Source organism: Streptomyces sp. NPDC059989, from assembly GCF_042736975.1.
GTDB lineage: Bacteria > Actinomycetota > Actinomycetes > Streptomycetales > Streptomycetaceae > Streptomyces.
Genome location: NZ_JBHWUO010000002.1, coordinates 264,369 through 289,634, shown reverse-complemented (window position 1 = coordinate 289,634; position 25,266 = coordinate 264,369). Strand labels below are relative to the sequence as shown.

The 25,266-nt window shown below is 74.2% G+C and carries 24 protein-coding genes; 11 read left to right on the top strand and 13 right to left on the bottom strand.

What is annotated here, in order from left to right:
* Positions 1–157 precede the first annotated feature (157 nt).
* The 5 genes from ACFWBN_RS03145 to ACFWBN_RS03125 all read left to right on the top strand — a co-directional run bounded on the left by ACFWBN_RS03145 (position 158) and on the right by ACFWBN_RS03125 (position 3,599).
* A complete protein-coding gene (locus ACFWBN_RS03145; RefSeq protein ID WP_385169651.1) occupies positions 158–1,246 on the top strand; it encodes an NUDIX domain-containing protein in 1,089 nt (362 codons plus the stop codon).
* A gap of 88 nt (positions 1,247–1,334) precedes the next feature.
* On the top strand, positions 1,335–1,946 hold the full coding sequence (locus tag ACFWBN_RS03140) for an SRPBCC domain-containing protein (protein ID WP_385169649.1): 612 nt from the start codon (positions 1,335–1,337) through the stop codon (positions 1,944–1,946).
* Between the two features lie 118 nt (positions 1,947–2,064).
* Positions 2,065–2,736: a GNAT family N-acetyltransferase gene (locus ACFWBN_RS03135; RefSeq protein ID WP_385169646.1), complete on the top strand. Its 672-nt coding sequence runs from the start codon at positions 2,065–2,067 to the stop codon at positions 2,734–2,736.
* Positions 2,737–2,967: 231 nt separating this feature from the next.
* Entirely contained in the window at positions 2,968–3,132 is a 165-nt protein-coding gene (locus ACFWBN_RS03130) for a hypothetical protein (RefSeq protein WP_385169643.1), read from the top strand.
* Positions 3,129–3,599 carry a hypothetical protein gene (locus tag ACFWBN_RS03125; protein ID WP_385169640.1) on the top strand — a complete coding sequence of 157 codons (471 nt, stop codon included), beginning with the start codon at positions 3,129–3,131 and terminating at the stop codon, positions 3,597–3,599. Before ACFWBN_RS03130 ends, ACFWBN_RS03125 begins: the two co-directional genes overlap by 4 nt.
* A 10-nt stretch (positions 3,600–3,609) precedes the next feature.
* On the opposite strand, the gene ACFWBN_RS03120 is transcribed toward ACFWBN_RS03125, so the two are convergent.
* From ACFWBN_RS03120 to ACFWBN_RS03110, 3 genes are all read right to left on the bottom strand, one after another.
* Positions 3,610–6,417, bottom strand: a complete 2,808-nt coding sequence (locus tag ACFWBN_RS03120) for a hypothetical protein (protein WP_385169637.1) — start codon at positions 6,415–6,417, stop codon at positions 3,610–3,612.
* 68 nt (positions 6,418–6,485) lie between these two features.
* Positions 6,486–7,973 (bottom strand): DEAD/DEAH box helicase, encoded by a 1,488-nt coding sequence (locus ACFWBN_RS03115; RefSeq protein ID WP_385169634.1) that lies wholly within the window; start codon positions 7,971–7,973, stop codon positions 6,486–6,488.
* Between the two features lie 57 nt (positions 7,974–8,030).
* Entirely contained in the window at positions 8,031–8,525 is a 495-nt protein-coding gene (locus tag ACFWBN_RS03110; RefSeq protein WP_385169630.1) for a MarR family winged helix-turn-helix transcriptional regulator, read from the bottom strand.
* A gap of 92 nt (positions 8,526–8,617) precedes the next feature.
* On the opposite strand from ACFWBN_RS03110, the gene ACFWBN_RS03105 reads away from it, so the two are divergent.
* Positions 8,618–8,986: an HGxxPAAW family protein gene (locus ACFWBN_RS03105; RefSeq protein ID WP_385169627.1), complete on the top strand. Its 369-nt coding sequence runs from the start codon at positions 8,618–8,620 to the stop codon at positions 8,984–8,986.
* On the opposite strand, the gene ACFWBN_RS03100 is transcribed toward ACFWBN_RS03105, so the two are convergent.
* Positions 8,904–9,947, bottom strand: a complete 1,044-nt coding sequence (locus ACFWBN_RS03100; protein ID WP_385169624.1) for a 2-oxoglutarate and iron-dependent oxygenase domain-containing protein — start codon at positions 9,945–9,947, stop codon at positions 8,904–8,906. The two genes, ACFWBN_RS03105 and ACFWBN_RS03100, sit on opposite strands and share 83 nt — an antisense overlap.
* A gap of 186 nt (positions 9,948–10,133) precedes the next feature.
* On the opposite strand from ACFWBN_RS03100, the gene ACFWBN_RS03095 reads away from it, so the two are divergent.
* Positions 10,134–10,340 (top strand): cold-shock protein, encoded by a 207-nt coding sequence (locus ACFWBN_RS03095; RefSeq protein ID WP_385169622.1) that lies wholly within the window; start codon positions 10,134–10,136, stop codon positions 10,338–10,340.
* Positions 10,341–10,622: 282 nt separating this feature from the next.
* Here the strand turns inward: ACFWBN_RS03095 and ACFWBN_RS03090 are convergent, their stop codons facing one another.
* The 5 genes from ACFWBN_RS03090 to ACFWBN_RS03070 form a co-directional block, all read right to left on the bottom strand.
* On the bottom strand, positions 10,623–11,201 hold the full coding sequence (locus tag ACFWBN_RS03090; RefSeq protein ID WP_385169620.1) for a TetR/AcrR family transcriptional regulator: 579 nt from the start codon (positions 11,199–11,201) through the stop codon (positions 10,623–10,625).
* Positions 11,198–11,551, bottom strand: coding sequence for a DUF1304 domain-containing protein (locus tag ACFWBN_RS03085; RefSeq protein ID WP_385169617.1), 354 nt, complete (start codon positions 11,549–11,551; stop codon positions 11,198–11,200). The genes ACFWBN_RS03090 and ACFWBN_RS03085 overlap by 4 nt, the downstream gene beginning before the upstream one ends.
* Positions 11,552–11,632: 81 nt before the next feature.
* Positions 11,633–11,827: a ferredoxin gene (locus ACFWBN_RS03080; protein WP_257559557.1), complete on the bottom strand. Its 195-nt coding sequence runs from the start codon at positions 11,825–11,827 to the stop codon at positions 11,633–11,635.
* Positions 11,828–11,847: 20 nt separating this feature from the next.
* The gene (locus ACFWBN_RS03075; RefSeq protein WP_385169612.1) at positions 11,848–13,044 is read right to left on the bottom strand and encodes a cytochrome P450; all 1,197 of its coding nucleotides are present in this window, start codon (positions 13,042–13,044) and stop codon (positions 11,848–11,850) included.
* A gap of 87 nt (positions 13,045–13,131) precedes the next feature.
* Entirely contained in the window at positions 13,132–13,482 is a 351-nt protein-coding gene (locus ACFWBN_RS03070; RefSeq protein WP_385169609.1) for a thioredoxin family protein, read from the bottom strand.
* A 120-nt stretch (positions 13,483–13,602) separates the two neighbouring features.
* Between ACFWBN_RS03070 and ACFWBN_RS03065 the strand changes: the two genes are divergently transcribed.
* From ACFWBN_RS03065 to ACFWBN_RS03055, 3 genes are all read left to right on the top strand, one after another.
* Positions 13,603–13,872 (top strand): hypothetical protein, encoded by a 270-nt coding sequence (locus tag ACFWBN_RS03065; RefSeq protein WP_385169606.1) that lies wholly within the window; start codon positions 13,603–13,605, stop codon positions 13,870–13,872.
* 173 nt (positions 13,873–14,045) lie between these two features.
* A complete protein-coding gene (locus tag ACFWBN_RS03060; RefSeq protein WP_385169603.1) occupies positions 14,046–14,405 on the top strand; it encodes a YciI family protein in 360 nt (119 codons plus the stop codon).
* A gap of 57 nt (positions 14,406–14,462) precedes the next feature.
* Complete coding sequence (locus tag ACFWBN_RS03055; protein ID WP_385169724.1) at positions 14,463–15,683, top strand: RNA polymerase sigma factor; 1,221 nt, start codon at positions 14,463–14,465, stop codon at positions 15,681–15,683.
* Between the two features lie 39 nt (positions 15,684–15,722).
* Here the strand turns inward: ACFWBN_RS03055 and ACFWBN_RS03050 are convergent, their stop codons facing one another.
* The 4 genes from ACFWBN_RS03050 to ACFWBN_RS03035 form a co-directional block, all read right to left on the bottom strand.
* Positions 15,723–17,210 (bottom strand): condensation domain-containing protein, encoded by a 1,488-nt coding sequence (locus ACFWBN_RS03050; RefSeq protein WP_385169600.1) that lies wholly within the window; start codon positions 17,208–17,210, stop codon positions 15,723–15,725.
* An 81-nt stretch (positions 17,211–17,291) separates the two neighbouring features.
* Positions 17,292–18,260 carry an ABC transporter ATP-binding protein gene (locus ACFWBN_RS03045; RefSeq protein ID WP_385169597.1) on the bottom strand — a complete coding sequence of 323 codons (969 nt, stop codon included), beginning with the start codon at positions 18,258–18,260 and terminating at the stop codon, positions 17,292–17,294.
* The gene (locus ACFWBN_RS03040; protein ID WP_385169594.1) at positions 18,257–20,998 is read right to left on the bottom strand and encodes a hypothetical protein; all 2,742 of its coding nucleotides are present in this window, start codon (positions 20,996–20,998) and stop codon (positions 18,257–18,259) included. Before ACFWBN_RS03040 ends, ACFWBN_RS03045 begins: the two co-directional genes overlap by 4 nt.
* Positions 20,995–24,300 carry an FtsX-like permease family protein gene (locus tag ACFWBN_RS03035; protein ID WP_385169591.1) on the bottom strand — a complete coding sequence of 1,102 codons (3,306 nt, stop codon included), beginning with the start codon at positions 24,298–24,300 and terminating at the stop codon, positions 20,995–20,997. The genes ACFWBN_RS03040 and ACFWBN_RS03035 overlap by 4 nt, the downstream gene beginning before the upstream one ends.
* Positions 24,301–24,476: 176 nt before the next feature.
* Between ACFWBN_RS03035 and ACFWBN_RS03030 the strand changes: the two genes are divergently transcribed.
* The gene (locus ACFWBN_RS03030; protein WP_385169588.1) at positions 24,477–25,226 is read left to right on the top strand and encodes an ABC transporter ATP-binding protein; all 750 of its coding nucleotides are present in this window, start codon (positions 24,477–24,479) and stop codon (positions 25,224–25,226) included.
* Positions 25,227–25,266: the final 40 nt, after the last annotated feature.

The following is a 25,266-nucleotide window of genomic DNA, read 5'->3' as shown; positions in this document are numbered from 1 at the left end:
CCAGGACCGTAGCAAGATCTACATAACCAGGTAATAAGGAGGTATAGGGGTGGCAAAGCGGGGGTGTTCGGTCCGGGTCCGAGAGGCCTCCGTAACCAGGGGGACGCCCCCGCTGTTGCACAGCCCGGCGGGTCCACCCACGGTGAACGGAGTTCCGATGCCGCAGCTGACCGACAAGGCCGTGTCCGAGAAGACCCTGACCGACGGGTCCGCGTCCGGCGAGGCCCGGCCCGGCGAAGCGCAGTCCAGCGCCTCCCGGTCCGACCGGGAGGGCACCTGGATGACCCCGGAGGCGTACGGCGCCTCCCGCGCCGCCCTGTGGACCGCGGCCGTCGTCCTCGTCACCGACTCCGACGGCCGGGTCCTCGTCCAGAGCGTCGACTACCGCGCCGACCGGCTGCTGCCCGGCGGGGCCGTGGACGCGGGGGAGGCGCCGTGCGCGGCGGCGGCCCGCGAGCTGCGCGAGGAGCTCGGCGTCGACGGCCGCTACCCGCGCGGCCTCGCCGTGGACTGGATCCCCGCCGACACCCCCGGCTTCCCGGCCGGCATGCGCTTCCCCGGCGAGATCCTGTTCGTCTACGACGGCGGTACCTGGACCCCGGACCGGATCGACTCCGTCCGGCTCCCCGACCAGGAGGTCACCGGCATCCACTTCGCCGAGCCGGCCGAACTGCCCTCCCTGATGGACGCGGGGGACGCCCGCCGCGCCCTGTCCGCCCTGCGCGCCCGCATCAACGGCGCCGGCACCGCCCTGCTGGAGGACGGCCGCCCCACCGTGCCCACCGCCCTGGACCGGCTGGGCGTGCTCCGCACCCGCCGGATCCCGCAGCACGGCGCCTGGCACGCGGGCCCGGTCCCCGCGCAGCTGCCCGTACGGGACCACTCGGGCTGGCTGTTCGCCCCGGACGGCCGGGTCCTCCTGCTGATCGCCCGGGCCACCGGCGCGGCCCACCTGCCGCCCCCCTCGGCCGGCCCCACGACGGGGGCCGCCCCGCTCGGCTACCGCTACGGCGACCAGGGCGCCCACGCCCGCACCGCGGCCCGCCTCACCGCCCTCCCCCCGGCAGCCGACCCGGCGTACGCCCGGCTGCTGGCCACCCCCGAGCAGGTCCGCGAACTGAGCGACTGGGGTCCGGCCGGCGCCCACGAACTCGCGGCGGTCCACACGGCCCGCACCCGTCTCTCCCTCCCCGCCCCCACCCGAACCCCACCCACCGAACTCCCCGAACCGGGCACCCGCTGGTAGCCGTTCCGCCACGGTCAGCGGCGCCCCCGGCCGTCGCCATGATCGGGAAATCCGGCGTCCGCGGTTCGTGGTCCCGCAGCATGGGGCCATGAGCGACAGTGCGATCACCTACACCCTGTACATCCAGGCCGATCCCGCCCGGGTCTGGCAGGCCCTCACCGAGCCCGCCTTCACGCGCCGGTACTGGGGCCTGAGCTTCGAGACCGACTGGGCGGTGGGCTCGCCGATGGACTGGGTCGAGCGCGGGGCCCGCACGAGCGATCCCGAGCAGGTGGTCCTCGACTGCGTTCCGGACCGGCTGCTCTCCTACACCTGGCACACCTTCACCCCGCAGTGGGCGGCCTCAGTCGGCATCGCCGAGGAGCTCCGGGCCGAGCTGGCGAAGGAGCGGCGCACGAAGGTGACGTACGAGATCGAGCCGGTCGGCGAGACCCTCGCCCGGCTGACCATCCTCCACGAGGGCTTCGAGCCGGACGGCACGCTGATCGGCATGTGCGGGCGGGCGTGGCCGATGCTGGCCTCCAGCCTCAAGACCCTCCTGGAGACGGGGGCCCCGCTGCCCGAGCCGGGCCACGAGTCGGAGCAGGGGGCCGGCGGTCACGAGGCGCACGAGCCCCACGCGACCGGCGGACCCGGCGGACCCGGTGGACCCGGTGGACCCGGTGAGCCCGGAGGATCCGGCACACCCGGCGGCAGCTGACCGGCGCCCCGGAGAGCCGGCGCGCGCGCCGGGAGCCCGGCTCTCCGCCGCCCCTGCCCGAACTGCCGTTCCCCGCACCTGAGATCATGTGTAGCGACCACGAATCAGGAGCGAAGACATGGCACTCCAGCAGCACGGCCGGGGACGGACACTGGCAGAGATCCTGGACGCGGCGGCCGGCGGCCGCTTCCCGCCCGCGGACGGCGGCACCACCGTGGTCCCGCAGGAGAACCGGCGCGACGCGGGCGTCATCGCCTTCACCGCGCACTCGGTGGTGTTCACCGACGAGGACCCGGAGTGGGTGCGCTCCACCCTCGCCGCCGTCGACGCCGACGCGCTGGCCGCCAGCATGAACGCCCGCTTCCTGACCGCGCTCCTGGAACGCACGGGACGCAGCAGTGACACGATCGACCTGCTGACCGTCGCCGACCCGCTGCCCGGCGAACCCCCGCTGGAGCTGCGCGAGATCGACGACCCCGACCACCCGCGCGTCCGGCGGGCACTCGGCCGCCGCGACGACGTACGGGTCTGGGCGGCGGACGGCGGAGTCGTCATCCTCGGCCGGGGCGTCGCGGGCCGCTGGGAGACGGCGATCGAGGTGGACGAGGACGTCCGCGACCGGGGCCTGGGCCGGGAACTGGCCGTCGCCGCCCGACACCTCGTCCCCGACGGCGCACCGGTCTGGTCCCAGCAGGCCACCGGCAACGCCCGCAGCGTCCGCGTCTTCCAGGCCGCCGGCTACCGGCCGGTCGGCGCCGAGTCCCTGATGCTGGCCCCCGTACGCGCCTAGGGCCTGTCGTCAAACTCCCGTCTGCCTCGCGACGCCTGGCACGCACTCTCGCCGCACCGGGCGAAAGCCCAAGTACGTCCGGTACGCGGGCTTCCGCCCGGCGCACCGAGAGCACGCACCAGACGCCGCGAGACGCCCTGCGGGCGACGACGGGAGTTTGACGACAGGCCCTAGTGCCGTGACGGCACCCTGGCCGCCGACCTGCCAGAGCAGTCGTGTGGAATGGGTGCCATGGGGAGAGGGACGAAGAAGCAGCGGCCGGCCGTCGCCGTGCCGCAGAGCGTGTGGGTCATGCCCACGGACGACGGCCGGGCTCCGGTGGCCGTGGAGATCGACCGGGAGCCGTCCGCGGACGGCTCCCGGGCCGGGCACGTCCGCGAAGGCGCCGCCCGATGAGCCGTTCCGACGCCACCACGCCACCCGAACACTGGCGCTACGGCCGCCACCTGGAGTCGCTCGCCGTGGCGCCGGGAGCGGCCGCCGAGGCCGAGGTCGTGGCCGCCGTCCTGCGCGATCCCGACCCGGTCATGGCGGAGAGCGCGGTCGTCACCCACCTCGACCGCCGCGCGGCACGGCTGCTGGCCGACGACGGGTTCCCCGCCTGGGCCCGGGCGATGACCGGCGTGCTCGCGGGCCGGGCCTTTCCCGAGCGCCGGCTCCGCGAGTGGACCCTGCTCAAGGCCATCACCCACGGCGAGCCCTGGTCCGCCGAGGAGCTCGTCGCCGCGTCCGACTGGTGCCAGCGCACCGCCGCACAGTCCCTGACCTCGCTCGACGCCCTCGGCCTGCTCGCCACCAGCGCCCGCACCCGCCGCGTCCGCAACGCCGCCGCCGAGCGCCTGCGCCGCCGTACCGCGGTCTGAACCGGGCGGCTCACGGCCGCCCGGCCGGGGCCTGCCCCGGCCCCGGCGGCGGATACGGACCGGCAGGCCGGCGCGGCTGCGGCACCGCCACCAGCGGCAGCTCCCACGCCGTCCGGATCGCCGTGAGCAGCGGCCGGGCGCTGTACGGGGACACCGCCAGCTCCCGCCGCGCCTCGGCCAGCAGCTCCGGATCGCCGTCCGGGCCGCGCCCTTCCGCGTTCTCCCGGCGCCGCCTGAAACCGTCGGAGCCGAACACGTCCAGCAGGGTGAGGGCGAAGTACGAGTACACCGACGCCTCCTCGATCAGCTGCCGGGCGGCGTCCGTCAGCTCCGGGGCGCCCGCGCCGGCCTGCCCGTACGGGGCGCGCAGCGCGAAGTCCTCCAGCGCCCCCTGGAGTTCGAGGGCCTGGTCGCGCGAGCCCGCCGTGCGCAACCGCCCCGTCAAGGTCCGGAAGGAGGTGAGCAGGACCCCGTTCTCCGGTGTCCACTGCTGCTTGCCCAGCAGCGTGCGGAAGCCTGCGAGGGTCTCCGACAGTTCCTGCAGGACCATCGCGCGGGAGATGTCCCGGATTTCGCGGGACGAGGTGGCGCCCTCCACCTCGACGATGCGCCGCCCGTAGCGGATCAGGTCTCGGGGCAGTCCGCCGGACAGGGCGTGCGCGAGCAGGACGTACGGGTCGGAGATGCCGGGGGCCCGCTTCTCCAGGATCTCCGCCGACTCGGCGAGCGTGCACGGCCTGACGTGCACGATGTCGTCGAGGGAGCTGTCGGTGACGTCCCGGTGGGGGAGCCCGCGGCGGACGAAGGCGGCGCCGACGTCCTCGGCCACCGAGATCAGGTAATGGACGTGCGGAACGCCCAGGATGGCCTTGACCTCGCCGAGGAACTCCAGGGCCTTGGCGTCCGAACCGAGCCGGTCCACCTCGTCGATGGCGATGACCACGCTCTGCCTGCGCGCGTGCCGCTCCGCCGCGATGCGCACCAGCAGCTCCCGGAAGTCGGCCACCAGCTCGGGGAACTTCGGCGGGACGGTGGACAGCGAGGTGGTGTGAGAGGTGCCCAGGGTCAGCAACTGGGTCCCGCTCGACGTCATGCCCGCCGTGGAACTCTGCACCGTCCGGAGCCGGTACAGCTGGTCCCGGCACTCCCGTACCAGCGGCGGTTCCACCGCGCGGGGCCGCCAGACCATCAGCCTGGCCAGCAGCAGCCCGCAGACGAACGCCGCCATGCGGGCCGGATTCCCGCCGTCGGTGAGGGCGGCCCGCATCTCCGTGGACGCGAGCAGCACCACGACGAGCCCGCACGCGAAGGCGAGCTGCAGCGGAGGGAGCACGTCCGCGCGCGGCAGGTTCCACCGCCACACCCGGAACGGTCCGGCGGCCGCCGCGAGTTGCACGAGCAGGCCGCAGGCAGCCACCACCAGCACCACCAGGACGGTCCATCTCCACTGGGAGAACGCCGCGGTCGCGTGCCCCCGCACCTCCGCGTCGAGGGCCAGCGACACGAACGGCCCGACCAGCAGCGCCAGTGCGCCCGCCGCGAGCAGTCCCACCGCGAGCTGCCGGATGTACCGCCGGGCTCCCGGGCTCCGCCGCAGCCGCCACAGCAGGATCCCGGCCGCCGTCACGGCGAGCGCCGCGCCGACCTCCTCGCCCCGCCACACCCGCGGCACCCAGTCGCCGACGAACCCGGCGGCCGTGTCGTACGCGCGCCGCAGCGGGGAGCCGGGCCGTTCAGCGAGCGACCGGACCGTCGCGAACAGGCCCAGCACGACCAGGGCGGTGGCCGGCAGGGCGAAGGCCAGCCGGCGCAGCCCCCGGCCGGCGTACGGCCGGAGCCCGCGCAGCGTGCGGCGCACCGCGGACAGCCGGACGAACTCCGGCGCCTCGAACCCCTCGTCCTCGATGTGGCGCCGGCACAGGGTGATGAACAGCGACAACAGGAAGTCGTGCGGCGCGTACGCGGCGGGCGCCGACACGAACACCGAGAAGCCGGCGTTCTCCGTGCAGCCCCTCAACAGGGTGGTCTTGCCCACGCCCCGGGGGCCGCAGACGGCGATCGTGCCGCCGTCCATCTGGTCCATCCTGCGCTGCAGCTGCTCGGCGGAGCTGCCCGCCACCAGGAACCCCAGTCCGTCCGAGGACCGCAGACCGTCGTGGTGGACCGCCAGCAGCAGTGCGTCGGAGTCCTCCCCGAGCAGCGCCTCGACCACCCGGAGCATCAGCGGCCCGGTGCCGTGCGTGCGCAGCTCCTCGCCCCAGCGCGCCTCCAGCACATCGGCGCGGGCTTCCAGCAGCGGTACGCAGAACCGTCCGAACAGGATCGCCAGCCGCTCGGCCAGGCCTTGCCGGGAGGGGGCGTCCAGCAGCGCCAGTACGACCGAGGCCGCCAACAGCAGTGCGAACACCACGGCGGTCCCCGTGGTCGAGCCGAGGAACGTGACCGCGGCGAGGATCAGGCAGCCGCCCACGAGGGAGAGCTGCCACGTCGCGTCGGCGAAGGACCGGATCGCCTCGTCCCGGTGCCGGGCGAGGTCGAGGAGCCACAGCCTGCCCCGGAACGCGCCGTGTGTCCGCTCGCACGGCTCCAGGGCGCGGTGCACGTTCGCCGCGCGCCACATCGCGCGGCGCACCGCCGCCCTGCTGACACCCGGGCGGGCGCCCAGCCGTCTGCGGATCACGGGATCGCGCAGGCAGTCGTTCACGCTCCGGCGGTAGACGTCCTGTTCGCGCTCGGACCCCCAGACGCGCAGCGGGAGTTCCAGCCGCCCTGCCACGTCGGTCGCGTCGGTCGGGTCGGCCCCCGTGCCCCTCTGCATCCACCGATGCTAGACCGCTACCCGCCGCCAACGGCAAGCGATGGACGGCGAGTTGCGGTACCGGCGGGTCAGACCCCGCGCCGCACCCGGGCCGCGCGGCGGGCCTCGGCCTGCTGCCTGGCTTCGATCGTCTTGCGGGACTCCTTGCCCTTGCCCACCCGGCCCGGGCGCGTGCCCATCCCGCGGAAGCCGAGCTCGGATCCGGACGGCTTGCCCTTGGCGTCGGTCGGCGCGGACCCGGCCAGCGGCACCCCGGACGGCGCCTTCGCCCCGGTGATCCGGCTCAGGGCCGCCTCGCCGGACCGCACCTGGGTGATGGTCGGCCGGATCCGGGCGTCCGCCATCAGCCGGACGATGTCCCGGCGCTGGTTCGGGGTGACGAGGGTGACGACCCGGCCGGACTCGCCCGCCCGGGCGGTACGGCCGCCGCGGTGCAGATAGTCCTTGTGGTCGGCCGGCGGGTCGACGTTGACCACCAGGTCGAGGTCGTCGATGTGGATGCCGCGCGCCGCGACGTTCGTCGCGACCAGGACGGTGACGGCCCCGTCCTTGAACTGCGCCAGGGTCCGGGTGCGCTGCGGCTGCGACTTTCCGCTGTGCAGCCCCTCCGCCCGTACGCCCATGGCCCGCAGGTGCTTCACGAACTGGTCGACCCCGTGCTTGGTGTCCAGGAACATCAGCACGCGGTTGTCGCGCGCCGCGATCTCGGTGGCCGCCGAGATCTTGTCGGCCGCGTGGATGTGCAGCACGTGGTGGTCCATCGTGGTCACCGCGCCCGCCTGCGGGTCGACGGAGTGTGCGACCGGGTCCTTCAGGTACGAGCGCACCAGCTGGTCCACGTTGCGGTCCAGGGTCGCCGAGAACAGCATCCGCTGCCCCGCGTGGTGCACCTGGTCCAGGATCTCCGTGACCTGCGGCATGAAGCCCATGTCGCACATCTGGTCGGCCTCGTCGAGCACGGTGATCTTCACGCGCTCCAGGTGGACGTCACGCCGCCCGACCAGGTCGCTCAGCCGCCCCGGCGTGGCCACGACGACCTCGGCGCCGGTGCGCAGCGCGCTGACCTGCCGCCCGATCGACAGCCCGCCGACGACCGTGGCCATCCGCAGCTTCAGGGCCTCGGCGTACGGGGTCAGCGCCTCCGTCACCTGCTGCGCCAGCTCGCGCGTCGGTACGAGGACCAGCGCCAGCGGGCGCTTCGGATCGGCCTGCTGTCCCGCCGTACGCGCCAGCAGCGCCAGCCCGAAGGCGAGCGTCTTGCCCGAGCCGGTCTGCGCGCGGCCGAGGACGTCCCGCCCGGCCAGGGCGTTGGGAAGGGTCGCGGCCTGGATGGGGAACGGTTCCCTGACCTCCAGGGAGGCCATGGTCGTCACCAGCTCAAGGGGCAGGTCGAGCTCCGAGAACGACGCCACCGGCGGGAGTGCCGGCACCTTCGGCTCGTGCATCGTGAACTCGCCCTGCGGCCCGATGCTCCGGGGGGTCTTGCCGCCGGACTTGGCTCCGGCCTTGGCACCGCCCTTCACACCGAAGCGTCCGTGAACTGACGGGTTCCTCATGCAGGACCTTTCGAAGCAAGGAAGAAGATGGTCAACCGCCCATGGTACCAGTGGGGGCTATTGCTCCCCGGTGTCCAGTTCCCCGGACCGCACCTGCGCGCAGTGGGTCCGGACCTCGACCGCGGCGCGCCGGAACCAGTCGGCGATCACGGCGATCTCGTCGGGGGTGTAGTCCGCGAACAGGGCGCCGAGCCGGTCGTAGAACGGCTGGTAGACCGCGAAGACCCGGGCGGCGGCCGCGGGCTCGGCCACCACCCGCACCCGGCGCCGGTCGGCGGGGTCGGGTTGGCGCCGTGCGTACCCGGCCCGTTCCAGACGGTTGAGCACCCCGGTGACGGCGCCGGTGGTGAGGTCGACCAGCTCGGCGAGGTCGCCGGCGGAGAGCGGGGTGTTCCCGGCGCCCAGGATGTGCCCGAGGCAGGTCAGGTCGGTGACGTTGAGCCCGAGCCGCTGCGCCACCTCCTGCTGGCCGACGATCCCCAGGGCGACGTACTGGTCCATGCGTGACATCGCCTCCGCGGCCGTGGCCGGGGGACGGGGCTTGCCCTCCACGCACATTCTCCTTAGCATCTAAGTTACTTAGCTCGTGAGGTAAATGATTCCTGCCTCTGAGCCTACTGCCGTCCCTCCGACCAGGGAGAACCATGAGCGCGCACGGCCACGTCGATCTCGGCCACACGGTGGCCGGCTGGACCGGCACCACCTTGGCCCTGCTGGGCTTCACGGGAGCGGGCGTCGCCGTGTGCGCGGCCTGGGCCCCCGGGATCTGGATGGGCCTCGGCGTCGTGGCCGCGGCCGGGATCGTCACCTGGCTGCTGCACCTCGCCGGGTGGGGCAAGCCGAGCGGACCGCGCCCGGAGGCCGACTGGGACTGGCGCACCCGGGACGCCGGCGCCCGCTCGGGGCACGCCGACTGCGTGGGCTGCCGCGTCAGCGGACCGCGCCGAGCTGCCGCAGCAGCCCCTCGGCCTCGATCCGCCGCGTCGTTGCCCGTTCCGGATAGCAGCGCATGAACATGCGGGTGAAGTGCTCCCCGTAGTGGATCCCGTCGACCCCGGAGTCGTCACCCGGCCCCGGCCGCCGCAGCGGGCGGACCACGGCGTCGAACCGGGGCTCGTGGAAATAGGCCAGCGTGTAGCGCTCGCGGTCCGCGAGCCGCACCTTGTGCGGGGTCGACAGCAGGGCCCCGCCGGTCAGGAAGTGGAGGATGTCCCCGGGGAAGACCGTGAGCACCCCCGGCACGGGGGTCACGTACGTCCAGCCGGGGGAGTCCTGGGCGAAGCCCGCCGTGCTCTCCCCGGGCAGCCAGTTCCGCGGGCGGCGCTCACCGGCGATGGGCGGCCGCACGAAGAGTCCGCCGACCTCGTCCTGGGCGGCGATCACGAGGAGTCCGTAGTCGGTGTGCGCGCCGATCCCGCGCTCCGTCGTCCGCGAGGCGGCCGGGAAGCGCAGTACCCGCATGTGGTGCCAGCCGTGGCGGGTCGCCCCGGCGAGCCGCTCGATGCCGGACGGGCCCAGGCCCAGACCGAGCGCCACGAGGCGCAGCAGCCGCTCGCCGAGCCCGCCCACCCCGGCGAGATAGGCCTCCATGGCCGCGCGGTAGCCCTCGTCGGGCCAGGGCACCGGTCCGTGGCACGGCAATCCCCGCGATCCCCGCGGGGAGGCCGGCAGGTCCGGGGTGATGGTGAAGATCTCCGACGCGTCCTGCTCGCCCGCCGTGACCTCCTCGCCCGAGGCGATGTAACCGCTGTACGAGGTGTCGTTCACGCAGGCCGCCTTGTCGGCCAGGGGGCGCGCGAAGAACCGGCGGCTCGCCGCGAGCGCCTCCCGCGTCCGCGCCCGCTGGCCGGCGTCGGCCGCGACCTGGAAGATCCCGTCGCGCTGCCAGGCCGCGGTCATCGCCCGGCCGAGCTCCTCGTCCTGCGCCGTGCCGGTCACCCGGTCCGGCACCCGGAATGTTGCGAACCCGCCCATGTCCGTCCCCTCTCGGAGGCCTGTCGAAGGCACTTCTCCCCCGATTCACGGACAGGGCGGCCAGAAGTTCGAATCCGCGGCGCGCCCCGGTTGGCCGCGTCCAGCGTGTGCTGTGCCGGACCGTTGGGCAGGATCGAGACGGCCGCGTGTGCGGCCCGCAGTGGAACGTTGAGAAGGATCAGCCAGATGGCAACAGGCATCGTGAAGTGGTTCAACTCGGAGAAGGGATTCGGGTTCATCCAGCAGGACGACGGCGGCCCGGATGTGTTCGTGCACTTCTCCGCCATCGAGTCCACCGGCTTCAAGTCGCTGGAAGAGAACCAGAAGGTCCAGTACGACGTCACCCAGGGACCGAAGGGCCCTCAGGCGGAGCGGGTGGTTCCCCTCTCCTAGTACCGCTTCACGAGCCCAGCCCGTGATGTGAGCCCCGCCGATCCGCTCGGCGGGGCTCTTGCGCGTTCCGGGCGGGCCCGCCCCGGCCATCCGCTAGTGCTGTGACCGGAAAGGTTCACCGGGTCGCGGCGCTCCCCCAGCTACCGCTGGGAGGTACCCCCAGGCACTGCACCTCGCCGCGTTGTCGGACCACGCAAGTACGTCCAGTACGAGGCGCGGTCCTCCGCCTTGCGATGCACCGCACCGGACGCCGTGACCCGGCAAACCTTTCCGGCCACAGCACTAGACGGCGCGGTGGAGGGCCAGCAGCAGCGGCCACAGGAGGTCCGCCAGCCCGGCCGGATCGGCGGGGATGGCGTCGTGGAGCCAGTCCGCCAGGACGCCGGTGAAGGCGGCGGCGACCGCCGAGGCCACCAGGTCCGGGTGCGGGGCTCCGACCGCCGTGCGCTCGGCGCGGGCACGCGCCCGCAGCTCCCGGTGCAGGCGTTCGCCCAGCGGGCCGCCGCCGCCCGGGAGGAGGAGCGTGCGGTAGAGCGGCGCGCGCTCGGCGGCTCCCGCCAGGAATGCGGCCAGGGCGGCGGGGGGCCGGGCCGGGGGGACGGCCGCGGGGCCGGTCTGCCAGGCGTGCAGGGCGTCGACCGCGGCGTGCACCACATCGGCGCAGGCGTCCACGGCGAGTGCGGTGAGGTCCTCGTAGTGCAGGTAGAAGGTGGCGCGGCCGACCCCCGCCCGGCGGACCACCGCCGAGACGCTGACCTCCGTGAGCGGCCGGCCCGCGCACTCGGCCAGCAGGCTCTCGCCCAACCGTGCCTTGGTCCTGGCCGTACGGGGGTCGGGCGCGCGCGACTCCTGTGGGCTCACGCGGCCAGCAGCGCCGCGCCGAGGGCGAGGGCTCCGGGCAGGGCCTGGGCCACGAGGATCCGCCGGTTGGCGGTCGCGGCCCCGTACACCCCGGCGACGATCACGCACACCAGGAAGAAGATCTGCGTGGCGAGCGAGTCGATGACCAGGGACCAGACCAGGCCGGCCGCCAGGAACCCGTTGTAGAGGCCCTGGTTGGCGGCGAGCGGCGCGGTGAGGCGGGCGGTGTCCGCATCGAAGCCGGACAGGGCGCGGCCCGGCGGCCGCTGCCACAGGAACATCTCCAGCACCAGGATGTACGCGTGCAGCACGGCCACGAGGCCGATCAGGATCTGAGCGACCGTATGCACGGGCCGCCTCCACTTCTTGGGGGATGAATCCGAGGACCGTATTTCCTGGACAACTGTACAGGAAATGCGGTCCTCCGTGACTCAGTCCTCCCGTACCGAGATGGCCGAGACCGGGCAGGCCCGGGCGGCCTCCCGGACCAGGGCGCTCCCGGCGCCGTCCTCCCGCCCCGGGAGCAGTTCGCCGAAGCCGTCGTCGTCCTGGGTGAACACCCCGGGGGCGGTCAGCGCGCACTGGCCCGCGCCGATGCAGACGCCCGTGTCGATGTCGATGTGCAGACGTGCGGTCGACACGGCGTTCACCACGCCACGGGGAGTTCGACCATGCCCTGGATGGTGTCTCCGGGTTTGAAGGGGATCCGGTCCGGATCGGCGGCCAGCCGCAGCCCGGGCAGCCGTGCGAAGAGGGTGCCGAGGGCGATCTCCATCTCGGCGCGGGCCAGGTTCTGGCCGAGGCACTGGTGGATACCGAAGCCGAAGGCCACGTGGTGGCGGGTCGGCCGGTGCCAGTCCAGCGCGTCGGGCTGCTCGAAGACGGACGCGTCGCGGTTGATGACGGAGGTGGAGAAGACCACCCCGTCGTCCGCCCGCACCGTCACCCCGCCGATCTCGATGTCCTCGGTCGCCACCCGCAGCATCCCGTCCGCGATCGACAGGAAGCGCATCAGTTCCTCCACCGCCGCCGAGATCAGGGACGGATCGGCCCGCAGTTCGGCGAGCTGCTCGGGATGGCGCAGCAGGGTGAACGTGCCGAGGGAGATCATGTTGGCCGTGGTCTCGTGTCCCGCGACGAGCAGGATCACGGTGAGCGCGACCAGCTCCTCGACGTCGAGCTCACCGGTCTCCAGGCGCTGCTCGATGAGCTCGTCGAGCAGGCCCTCCCCGGGTTCCGCGCGCTTGCGCTCGATCAGGCCGTGGAGGTACGCGTCGAGTTCCCGGCGGGCCTCTTCCACATCGGCCGGCTCCGGCCCGCGCAGCAGCCTGCGGGACTGCCCTTCGAAGAACTCGTGATCCTCGTACGGCACCCCGAGCAGGTCGCAGATGACCATCGACGGGACGGGCAGCGCGAAGGCGCCGACCAGTTCCGCCCGCGGGCCGTCGGCCACCATGTCGTCGATCAGGCGGTCCACGGTCCGCTGGATCAGCGGCCGCAGGGCGGCGGTGCGCTTCAGGCTGAACCGCGGGATCAGCATCCTGCGCTGCGCGTTGTGCTCGGGATCGTCGAACCCGAGCAGCGCGGCGCGGCGGTTCTGCAGCCCCTTGAACCGCTTGGTGGGGGCGGGAAAGGAGGCCTTCGTGCGGTCGGCGGAGAGCCGGCCGTCGGAGAGCAGGGCGCGCGCCTCGGCGTGCCCGGTGACCACCCATACGGAGCGGCCGTCGAAGAGGGTGACGCGGGAGAGCGGACGCCCCTCCCGCAGGGGCTCGTAACCGGTCGGCGGGTGGTAGGGGCAGGTCCGGTCCTGGGGGAAGGCAACGGTCTCTGACGTGAAGGACATGAAGCACCTCGCGAGCAATGGTTCCGTCGTGCCGGACTCCATTACATGCCTAGGGCACCTATCCCACCTATGGCACTTTCGGCCAGATCACCCGAGTTCGCCCAGGTGGGTGTCCAGGAACCCCCGGAACTCCTCGCGCGTCATCGGCCCGGCCTGGCTCGCGACCGCCTCGCCGCCCTCGATGAGCACGGCGGTCGGTGCGCCGGTCACCCCGTAACGCCTGGTCGTCCCGGGGCAGCGGGTCATGTCCGTACGGACGGCGGTGAACCGCGCCCCGTACTCCTCGGCCAGCTCGCCGACGACGGCGTCCATCGCGCGGCACGCCTCCAGAGCCTTCGGCCAGGTCCCGCAGAAGTAGGCGAGAACCGGCCCCTGCGCCATGGACAGGATGAAGTCGAACTCCTGGTCCTCCAGTGGCTGGTGTACCCGACGTGCCATGCGTGCCGCTCCTCGCTCCCGCGCCCCGCCCGTGATTGCCCCGCCCGATGTGGAGGGCGGCCACCATCATCGCCGCTCGGAGGGGGGCCGTTGTCAGTGGCACCTGTGAAGCTGGGCGGTATGGACGACAGGATGCTCCGGCGCCGGGTCTACGGCGCCGACCACGACGACCCCGACCCCGGCCCGCGCCCCGGCCACGTCTACGGCGAACTCGTGGGCGGCCCCCTCGACGGGCTCCTCCTGGACATCACCGGCTGGAGCGCCCCGCAGCTCGCCGAGGAGGCCAGGCTCCCCACCGAGATAGGGCGCTACGGGGCGGGCGGCCGCGCCCACTACCGCCGCCGCGCGGGAGATCCGGGGCGCTGGGACTGGACGGGCGACAGCCGCTGACCGGCCGGGCGGGCCGTCGGACGGGCGCCGGCCGGGCGGTGGGGCGGGCGCCGGGTGGCCGGTTCCGAAGATTCTTCGAAGAATTTCCGAAGAGCTGTCGATCCGGGCGTCCGCCGTTCGACGCAGGGGTGAGAGGCGGGGAGAGTCCCCGCCCTCCCGACCGAGGAGTCACCATGCCGCGCTTCCTGACGATGATCCGCATCAATGAGCAGGAGCTGACCCCCGACACCCAGTTCCCGCCGGAGTTCCTGCAGAACATGGGGGCCTACATGGAGGAGATCACCAAGGCCGGGGTCATGCTCGACACGGCCGGACTGCTCCGCACCCCCGAGGGGACCCGGGTCGACTGGTCCGGCGGGAAGATCAGCTACACCGACGGCCCCTTCACCGAGACCAAGGAGGTCGTCGGCGGCTACTCCCTCATCCAGTGCAAGGACAAGGCCGAGGCCCTCGAGTGGACCAAGCGGTTCCTCGAGATCCACCCGGCCGAGTGGAACGTCAGCGCCGAGGTCCGCGAGATCCAGGAGATGTGATCCCGCCGCGTTTGCCCTGCCCCGTCACGGCTGCTCTGATGGGTGGCCGTGACGGCAGTGACCACGGCCCAGGCGGTCGAAGCGGTGTTCAGGATCGAGTCCGCGCGGATCATCGCCGGGGTCGCCCGGATCGTGCGTGACGTCGGCATCGCCGAGGAGCTCGCGCAGGACGCCCTCGTCGCCGCGCTGGAACAGTGGCCGCAGTCGGGCGTCCCGGACCGGCCGGGCGCCTGGCTCATGGCCACGGCCAAGCACCGCGCGATCGACCTCGTCCGCCGCAGGGAGACGTACGCGCGCAAGCTCGCGGAGGTCGGCCGGACCCTCGAGGACGTGCCACCACCCGCCGAACCGGCTGACCCGCAGGACATCGACGACGACCTGCTCCGCCTGATCTTCACCTCCTGCCATCCCGTCCTGGCCGCCGAGGCCCGGATCGCCCTCACCCTGCGCCTGATGGGCGGGCTGACCACCCAGGAGATCGCCCGCGCCTTCCTCGCCTCCGAGTCCACGGTCGCCCAGCGCATCGTCCGGGCCAAGCGGACGCTGGCCACGGCGGGGGTGCCCTTCGAAGTCCCGTACGGTGCCGACCGCGAGGCCCGGCTCGCCTCGGTCCTGGAGGTCATCTACCTCGTCTTCAACGAGGGCTACTCGGCCACCGCCGGCGACGACCTCGTCCGCCCCGCCCTGTGCGAGGACGCGCTGCGGCTGGCCCGCGTCCTGGCGGCGCTGATGCCCGAGGAACCCGAGGTGCACGGCCTCGTCGCACTCCTGGAGTTCCAGGCCTCGCGGATGGCCACGCGCACCGGGCCCGACGGGGAGCCGGTGCTGCTCGCCGATCAGAACCGGTCCAGGTGGAACCGCATGCTCATCCACCGCGGCGCCCGGGCCATGCGCCACGCCGGCAGCGGCCCGTACTCCCTGCAGGCCGCGATCGCCGGCTGCCACGCGGCGGCCGTGCGCTACGAGGACACGGACTGGCCCACGATCGCCGCACTGTACGGGCGGCTGGTCCTGCTCGTCCCCTCGCCGGTGGTGGAACTCAACCGGGCGGTCGCCGTCTCCATGGCACAGGGGCCGGAGGCGGCCCTGCCGCTGGTCGACGCCCTGGCGGAGGAACCGGCCCTGCGCTCCTACCACCTGCTGCCGAGCGTACGGGGCGACCTGCTGGAGCGGCTCGGCCGACCGGCCGAGGCCCGCGCCGAGTTCGAGCGTGCGGCCACCCTCACGCACAACGAACGCGAGCGCGCCCTGCTCCGCCGGCGGGCGTCCCGTCTCTGACCAGCGACGGCCCCGGCCCCCGTGGGCCGGGGCCCGGCTTCAGCGGCGGCGGGCGAAGGCGGCCACGTCGAGCGGCGTGCCGACGGGCCTGCGGGGCGCGGTCAGCGCGATGGGGCGGCGGAATCCGCCGGAGCGGGCGATCTCCTGGACCGTCAGGCGCAGGGCCTCCTGGAAGTCGCCCATGGTGCGGCGGGCCGCCGGGGTGTCGACGTACAGCGAGTTCATGTGCATCCCGGCGGCGTCCCGCTGGAACCAGGAGCAGGCCCCGTTGGCGCGCGCCGACCACACGTGGGTGGCGGGCCGCCACTCGTCGTGCCGCTCGGCGCCCGGGCACTTGCGCATGTCGAGGTACGAGAAGAAGTTGACCGGGTACGGCCAGGAGCGGGCGGCGAACTCCTCGGGCGCCAGCAGCTCCCACGCCCGGACGAACGGCACGTCGATGTGGCCGATCATCTCCGTGAACCCGGCCCGGACCGCGGCCATGACCTGCGCGAAGTCCCGCCCGGGGGAGGCGTCGAACTCGATGGGCATGGTGTTGACGAACCAGCCCACCGAGTCCGCCCACGTGCCCCGGCCGCGCTCGCTGACCGGCATGAGGCCCCGGTAGACGCCCGGCCCGCCGGCCTCGCGCAGGCACACGGCGACGGCCGCGAGCACCCCCATGAAGGGCTTCCCGTCGACCGTCATGCAGGTCTTCTCGAACACCTCGGCCTCGGCGGCGTCCAGCAGCGTGGAAGCCTCGTTGACGATCGGGTACATCCGGCCCGGCTCCACGCCGAGGTCGAGCGGGAAGCGGGGGAAGAACGCGCCGCCCCGGCCGATGAAGGTCTTCCAGTAGTCCAGTCGCTCGTCGCCGGCGTCGATGGAGAGGTACCGGCGCCGCTGCTCGTCGGCGAAGTCGAGGTAGCTGGGGGCGGGCGGCAGCGCGATGTACTCGCCGCGGCACAGGGCTTCGTACGAGGTCAGCACCTCGTTGACGACGATCGGCATCGACATGCCGTCGCACACGATGTGGTCGAAGGCGAGGTAGACCGTCGCGGAGTCCTCGCGCAGCACCGCACCCATGGTGAACAGCGGCCAGGACAGGGTGTCGATGGACCGCGTGAACCGCTCGACGAGGAAGCCGCGCAGCAGCTCGGAGGTCCGGAACGTGCCCACCTCCTCGGCGTCCAGGGTCAGTTCGGCGGGGTCGAAGGGCTCGCAGGCCAGCTCACCGGCCAGCCGGCGGAACGCGCACCGCAGCACCTCGTGCCGCTGGACGAAGTCCAGCAGGGCCTGGGCCAGGGCCCGTTCGTCCAGCCGACCGGCCACCTCGAAGGTGACCGCGAGCCATGACGCCACGGGGTCGTCGGCGGCCCGGCTCTCCTCCGCGACGGTGAAGTGCTTGTCCTGGTTGAAGGACGCCCTCCGGCCCGTCGGATCGGCCGGGCCGTCGGCTTCCGCTTCCGCCTCCGCCGTGGACCGCAACCGCCACTCGACCACCCGACCGGGTGCCACGTGGTGCATCTCCAGAGGAAATTGCCGCATACCGTCATCCCTTCGCCCCCGAGTCAACCCCCAGGCCCTAACGACCCCCGGGGCGGGGAAGTGACGGAAAGACTTGCGGGCTCAGGTTCCGTCGGACTCCACGTCGTCGCGGCGGACCTCGATGTGGTCGGGGGCGAGGTCCACCGCGACGCGGTGCTCCATGCCCAGGGCCTCCAGGAACTTCTGCGGGAGCTGGACGCGGCCGGTGCGGTCCAGCATCACGTACTCGCGCTCGCTGACCGACTCCGCGCCGTGCTCGTCGGTGACCGTGCGGCGCAGGACCTCGCTGCTCGTGCGGCCGTCGCGGATGGCCACCGTACGGCGGACCTCGCCGGCGACGAGCGGGTCGTGGGTCACGATGACCACCGTGGCGCCCAGCTCGCGGTTCACGGTGCGGAAGGCCTCGAAGATCGCGGCGCCGGTCTCGGAGTCCAGCTCCCCGGTGGGTTCGTCGGCCAGCAGCACCTGCGGGTCGTTGGCCATGGCCACGGCGACGGCCACGCGCTGCTGCTGGCCGCCGGAGAGCGCGGCCGGGCGCCGCTCCGCGAGGTCGCCGATGTCCAGGGCCTCCATGAGCTCGGCGACCCGGGCCGCGCGGCGGCCGTTCGCCCCCCGGGAGGCCCGGCCCCTCAACTGCATGGGCAGCGCGATGTTCTGGGCCGCCGTCAGGAACGGCAGGAGGTTGCGGGCCGTCTGCTGCCAGACGAAGCCCACCGCCTCGCGGCGGTAGCGCAGCCGGTCCTTGGCGGACATCTCCAGCAGGTCGTAGCCGCCGACGGTGGCCTTGCCCGCCGTCGGGACGTCCAGGCCGGCCAGGATGTTCAGCAGCGTGGACTTCCCGCTGCCCGACGCCCCGACGAGCGCCACCAGATCGCCTCGGGCCACGGTCAGTTCGAGCCCTTGCAAGGCCTGCACCTCGACGCCGTCGGTGCTGAAGATGCGCACGAGGCGGTCGCAGACGATGGCCGTGTCCGCCCCCGGCGTAAGGGGTTCGGCGGCGGCCAGGGCCTGCCGGCGCAGCTCTTCGAAGGTCGGCTGGTCGGTGTTCACCGCTGGTCTCCCGCTCTCAACTCGGTGGTGATCTGTCGCCGGCCGGATATCGCGGCCTCCGCGAGCACGGCCGCGGCGACCAGGGCCGCCAGGCCCAACGCCTGGGTCAGGACCGGCCGCGCGGCGAGGTCCACCCCGGCCGGCACCTCCGCGCCGACCAGGGAGGACAGGTCCACGGCCGGGCCGAGCAGGGCCACGGCCGCCGCCGCGGACAGCGCGCCGCCGACCGCGGCGACCACGGTCTGCGGCAGCGCCTCCGCCAGGATCAGCGCCAGGCCCTGGCGCGGCCGCAGCCCCATGGTGCGCAGCCGGGCCAGCAGCGCGGCCCGTTCGGGCGCGGCCCGTACCAGCGTCAGCAGCACGGCCAGCAGGGCGAAGCCGAAGGCCCCCGCGACCGATGCCCAGAACAGGCGCTCGGCCGCGTGCTGGAGCGGGTCGGTGGACAGGTTCGCCACCGCGGTCGCGCTGGTCCGCACCTGGTACTTCTCGGCGACCCCGGCCGGCAGCGCGGTCCGGACCAGCTCCTCCAGCCGGTCGGCGTCGACCTGCCCGGTGGCGAGCCACCGGTTCGGCAGCGCCGCCTTCGAGGTCAGGGAGATCATCTGCTGGGCCGGCAGGACCAGGGTGGCGCCGCCCCGGTCCGCCAGGGCCGGCGTACCGTCGACCACGCCGGCCGCCCTGACCTGGAGGTCCTCGCCGCGGACCCGCAGCCGGAAGGGCCGGTCGCCGGGCTCGACCCCCAGGTCCCCGCTGAACAGCGCGGGCACGGGGTCGTCGAGGCTGGTACCGCCCCCGACGAGCACCGCCGGGTCGAAGCGGCCGCGCCCGACCGTCCGGGCCAGTTCCGCGTACGCGGGCGGATCGACGACGACCACCGTGACCTGCCGCGAGCCGCGGTCGATGCCGAAGACGAAGGCGTCGTCCTCCGTCCAGGCGGTCACCGACGTCCGCACTCCGGGCAGGGCTCCGGCCGCCCGGACCAGCTCCGCCGGAACGGCCTGGTCCCGGGGCGCGGTGATCTGCGCGTCGCCACCGACGGAGCTCCGAGCCACCTGCAACCGGTCGGCGGTCACGGACCCCAGCACCGCGGCGCCGAATCCACCCGTGGTCACGGCCAGCAGCAGGGCGACCAGCGGAAGTACGGAGGGCCGCGCCCGGTCCGACGTACCGCGGGCGGCCCGGGTCAGCCCGAGGAAGCCGATCACGCCGGGGCTCCGGCCGGCCGCCCGGGCCAGCGCCCCCACCAGGGCCGGCTGGAGACGGGCCAGCAGCAGCGCCCCCGACAGCGCGAGCAGCAGCGGGGCGGCCACCAGCAGCGGGTCGAGTCCGGCGGACGGGGAGACCCCGCGCCGGCGCAGCTCGAACACGGCCGCACCCGTGGCGGCGAAGACGGACAGCTCGGCCACGAGCCGCCGCCGGGGCCGTGCCCCGCGGGGCGGGGACAGCAGCACGAAGGCCCGTACGGGGAAGGCCAGCAGGGCGAGCGACCCCACGGCCGCGGCGGCGGTCAGGGAGGCGGCCGACCGCGGCGTGGGCAGCAGTACCAGGGCGAGCCAGGCGGCTGCGACGGCCGCCGGCAGCACGGTGACCGCGCCCTCGCCGAGCAGCCGTCCGACGATCGAACGGCGTGATCCGCCGCGCGCCAGCAGCAGCCGCAGCTCGCTCTCGCGCCGGTCTCCCACGAGCGCGGCGGCCAGGCAGAACACGACGGCGGCCACGCCGGCGACCCCGGCCGGTCCGATCGCGGCCAGCGGAGCCGCGCCCCGCTGCCGGGACCGAGCCTGCTCGAACAGTTCGGGCAGCCGCGAAGAGATGCGCAGGTCCGGCCGGTTGACGGCGAGGCTCATCGCGGAGGCGGTGGGTCCGGCGACGTAGGAGGCGATGTCACGGGCCACGCCGGGCAGCAGGTCCGCACGGAGCACACCGGTGTCCACCGGCAGCCGCCAGAAGTACTCGGTGCCCTCGCCCCAGGAGTCCAGCCGGGCGACGCTCTCCGCGTCGACGAGCGCGGCGGTGTCCAGGTAGACCTGCGGCGGCCCCTTGGTCGAGGTCGTCACGGTCTGGCAGGCCGCGGTCAGGCAGGGCAGGTCGGTCCAGTAGACGTCCTCCGGGTCGGCGTCGTAGATGCCGACGACCTCGGCCAGCGCCGTACCGGAGATGGTCGGCCTCGACTCCAGCACCGTGCCCAGCGGAGCCTTGACCCTCTCGGAGGCCTTGCGCGACAGCGCCACCTGGATCGGGGCGTCGGGCGCTCCGCCGCCGGGCCAGCGGCCGGCGACCAGCTTGGTGTGGTCGGAGGCCTTCGGCAGGTAGACCAGGCCGAGCCGCGGATCGATGCCCTCGGGCCGGCCCAGGCCCGGGTTGGCCAGCGAACGGGGTTTGACGCTCTGCGCGCCGTGCACGGGGCCGCTCGCGTCGAGGCGGAAGGAACCGCCGGTGCGCGAGAGCAGCGTGTCCAGTACGGAGTCCAGCTGCTGCGGTGCCAGCGCCCCGTTGCGGGAGTACGCCGTGGCGGACAGGCTCCTCGGACCGGGGCCCTGCTCCTGGAGGAAGGAGCGCAGGGCCCCGTCGGCGCCGCGGTCCACGGCGCGCGGCAGCGCGGCCGCGAGCAGGACGGCGACGAAGGCCAGGGCGGCGGCGAGCAGCGCGCTGAGCGGGGCCGCGCGCAGCCGGGTCCGCACCCAGGGTGCGGGCCGCAGGCCCCGGGAGCCGGCGGATTTCGGGGCCGGGCGGGTCACATGTCCTCCAAGAGCCGCAGCCGGTCGCCGGTGCCCCGGGCGCCGCGGTCGCGCAAGCCGCCGACGACGGCCGACAGCAGTGGCACCGCGGCGATCGCGGCGGCCATCAGCAGGGTTTCGGCGGTCGGCAGGTCCACCACGACCTCCGGCACCGGGCGCTGTGCGCCGGGTGTCAGCACCAGCAGCGGAACGACCAGGTGGACGATGGCGGCGCCCAGGCCCAACCCGACGAGCGTGCCGAGCCCGACCAGCACGCCGCTCTCGGCAGCGGCCGTACGGGTCAGCTTGCGCCGGGTCGCCCCGAGGGCCAGCAGCACCGCGAACTCGTTGCTCCGCTCCCGGGCGGCGGCCGCCGCGGCGGCCCCGAAGCCGATGGCCGCCAGCAGGGCACAGACCACCGCGAGGGCGGCGAGCGCGCTCTGCGGGCCGGCGCTCAGCGGATCGTCCAGCAGCCCGGCGGTCACCTCCTCGCGCAGCTCCACCTGGTGGGACCCGGCCCCGGCACGCAGTTCGGCGGCGGCCCGGGCCGGCACGGGGTCGTCTGCGGAGGCGGCCGGCAGCCACCACTCGGTGGGCGGGGGAAGTTCCCGCCCGATGTCGGCGGCCAGCAGCCGGCCGGCGGCGGCCAGATCGACGGCCAGCGCGGTGTCCCCGGCGACCGGAAGCGAATCCACGGCCGCGGTGATCCGTACCGGCACGGTGCTGCTGCCCAGCGGTACGGGGACCAGGTCGCCGACCTTCGCCCCGACCGCGCCGAGGTAGCCGCGGGTGGCGATCCCGGGTATCTCGGACGGGGGCGCCTGCCCGGCGAGCACACCGAGCTGGACCCCGCCGACGGACTGCCTGCCCCCCTGGAACCGCAGCCGGAGCAGGGCCGCCGAGTCCGGGCCGTCGGGCGCGGCGGGCAGGACCTTGCCTGCGGGCTCGCCCCCGCTCTCCGGCGGCCCCTTCAGCACCCAGCCGGACGCGGGCGCCGTCACGGGCGCACCGGCCCCGCCGGGTTCATCGGCGACGGTGACACGGCGCACGGACAGCTCCCCGGGGACGTTGGAGCCGGCATGCCGCTCGGCGCCGCCCAGCCCCCAGAAGTCCATGCCGTACGAGAGCACGAACCCGGAGAGGCTCAGCGGTGCGGCGGCGGATCCGAGCGGGGCCCCGGTGAGCGCGTCGACGTCCACCGAGACGGTGGCGTCCCCGGACTGCGGCAGTGAGACCATCGGCGACCGGAAGGTCTGGCCGAAGCGGTCGCGCAGCAGCAGGCCCAGGCCGGGACGGCCGCCCGGGGCGTTCCGTACGCTCACGTCGAGGTCGATCCGACGCGGCTTTCCGGGCAGTTCGATGCCGGCGTCGCCGGGGGCACGGCCCGCGGCGAGCGGGGCGAACAGCTCGCGCACGGGGCGGTCGTCCCGCAGGTCGGCGCGGAGCGGCACCCGTTCGGCCACCCCGGCGGCGTCCAGGGCGAGCACCTGCCCGGTCCGTCCGCCCGGCAGCGCCTGCGTCGTGCGGATCACCGGAACCACCCGCTCGCCGCCGGGCAGCGAGGCGTAGCGGCCGTTGCGGCCGGGCGGGGCCAGGTCGCTGCCGGAGATCCGCAGGCCGCCGGCGGTGGCGAAGTCGGCCTGGTCGCGCTGGGATTCGGACCATGCCGTGTGCTGCCCGAGCGCCAACACCCCGCTGGACACGGCGAGGACCAGCAGCAGCACGGGCCCGGCGGCCCGCCCCGGGCGGCGGGCCAGCTGCCAGCCGACGAGCGCGGGACCGAGCCCGCGGCCGCGCGCGGCCAGCCGGCCGCCCAGCCGCGCCGCGAACGGCAGCAGCCGCAGCACCAGCAGCGTGCCCGCGCACAGCGCCAGGGTCGGGGCTGCCACGAGCACGGGGTCGATGCCGAGCCCGCCCGCACCGGCACCGTCGAGGACGTGGCCGTCGCCGTTGTACTGCGCGAGCTGCTGGTAGGCGAGGACGGCCAGTGCCACCAGCGCCAGGTCCGCGCCCGAGCGGGCGGCGCCCGCGACCACGGCCTGGCGGCGGCCACCGCGCCGCAGGGCGGCGGCTCCCGCGCCGCGCAGCACGGCGGGCAGCGAGGTCAGCAGGACGCAGCCGAGCGCGACCGCCGCCGCGACCGGCCACAGCAGCCAGGTCCCGGAGGTGCTCAACGGCACCTGCGCGAGCGGGCCGAAGCCGCTGAGCAGCTCCAGCAGGAGCGGGGCCAGCAGGGGTGCCAGGACCGCGGCGGGCAGGGTGAGCAGCAGGGAGCCGGCCGTGCCGAGGGCGCCGAGCCGCATCCGGGAGGCGCCGCGCGCGGTGAGCAGGACGCGCTCCGGTTCCTGGCGGTCCGTCAGCAGGTGCGCCACCAGCAGCAGGGCGGCAGCGGCGAGGACGGCGAGCTGCAGCGCGCCGACCAGCAGCGTGGACCGGGCGACGAGCGCGCCGGACCGCACGTCGCCGAGCAACTCGGGCAGCTCGGTGCGCACTTGGAACCCGGCGGGTGCCTTGAGGCCGGCCGAGCCCGCGGCGGCCACCAGTCCGACCGCGCGGCCGTGGACGGCCTCGGCCTCGGCGGCGTGCACGGCGGAGAAGTCGGGGGTCAGCAGCGAGGCGCGGCTGTTCTGCGGGAGCCCGCCCGCGGTGAAGGCGCTGTCGTCGACGAGCAGCGGACCGTAGGTGGCGAAGTTGCCGACCTGGAGCTCCCGTCCGCCCAGCGGGTCCAGCCGCCAGTAGGGGGCTTCGGGGTCGGCCGCCCGGTACACGCCGGTGACCAGCACCGTCAACGGGGCGCCGCCGTACCGGTCGTCCAGGCGCACCTCGGCCGGGAGTGCGGTCTCGGCCAGCCCCAGACGGTCCAGCGCGGCCCGGGGCACCGCCGCCGGCAGCGGGGCACCCGCAGGACCGGCCGCCGCATCCGGCCACTGGCCCGCGAGGAGCCGTACGTGCCGGCGGTCGAAGGCGGCCAGCAGGGTCAGGTCCGCGTCCTTGCCCGGCGTACGGGCGCCCGGCAGGCCGTAGGAGCGGCTGCGGGCCACGGACTCGATGCCGAACGGAAGCCGGTCGAACAGCTCGCCGCCGAAGCCCCGTACGGTCGCGTCGTCCTGCGCCCGGGAGTCCGCCGCACGTTCGGTGGTCACCAGGACCGTCGCCCGGGTCCGGCCGGGGCCCTGGAGCGCCTGGCGCAGCCCGGCCTCGCTCACGTCCCGGGTGAAGGCGAACAGCGCCGTCAGCACGGTCGTGGTGATCAGCACGGTGAGCAACACGGCGGCGGCGAGCGGCAATCGCCCGCGCAGCCGGCGCATGACGAAGCCGAGCATGTGCTGTGTACCTCCCCCGTTCCGGACCATCGGTACCGGATAGCGGACGATGCTGTCAGATTCGAACGCACAGGGGAAGGCACTTGCGTGAAGGATGCGACGGATGAGCAAATTCGAAAAGGGGCGCGCCCGGCGGCCCTGCCCGGCCGGTCCGGGACGCGAGGGGGAGACGAACGATGACGCAGGATCCGAACGGTACGCTCGCGCCGCCCATGGTCGTGGTGGACGACGTCCACCGGAGCTTCGGCAGCGGCCCCCGGGCCGTGCACGCGCTGCGCGGCGTCTCCTTCGAGGTGCGCCGCGGCGAACTCACCGCGCTCAAGGGTCGGTCCGGATCCGGCAAGACCACCCTGCTGAACCTGGTCGGCGGACTCGACGCCCCGACCTCGGGATCCGTCACCCTCGACGGCACCGGCCTGGGCGGCCTCGACGAGAACGGACTGCTGGCGCTGCGCCGCGACCGGATCGGCTTCGTGTTCCAGTCCTTCGGCCTGATACCCGTCCTGACCGCCGCCGAGAACGTCGGTGTCCCCATGCGGCTGCGGAAGGTCCCCGCCGAGCAGCGCGAGGAGCGCGCCCGCACCCTGCTCGCCCTGGTGGGCCTGGCCGAACACGCCGGGCAGCGCCCGGGCGAACTCTCCGGCGGCCAGCAGCAGCGGGTCGCCGTGGCCCGCGCGCTGGCCAACGAACCCGATCTGATCATCGCGGACGAACCGACCGGCCAGCTCGACTCCGAGACGGGCCGCTCCATCATGCGGCTGCTGCGGGCGGTCGTGCGCAGCGAGGGCGTCACGGCCCTCGTCGCCACCCACGACCCGGCCCTCATCGAACTGGCCGACCGGGTGGTGGAACTGCGCGACGGCCGTATCGTCGACGAGCACCGCATCCCCCAGGCCGACCCGTCCGGGCAGGCCGCGGTCCGCTGAAACGGAATGCCGCGCCGTTCACCCGCGCGTGCCGTGTCGC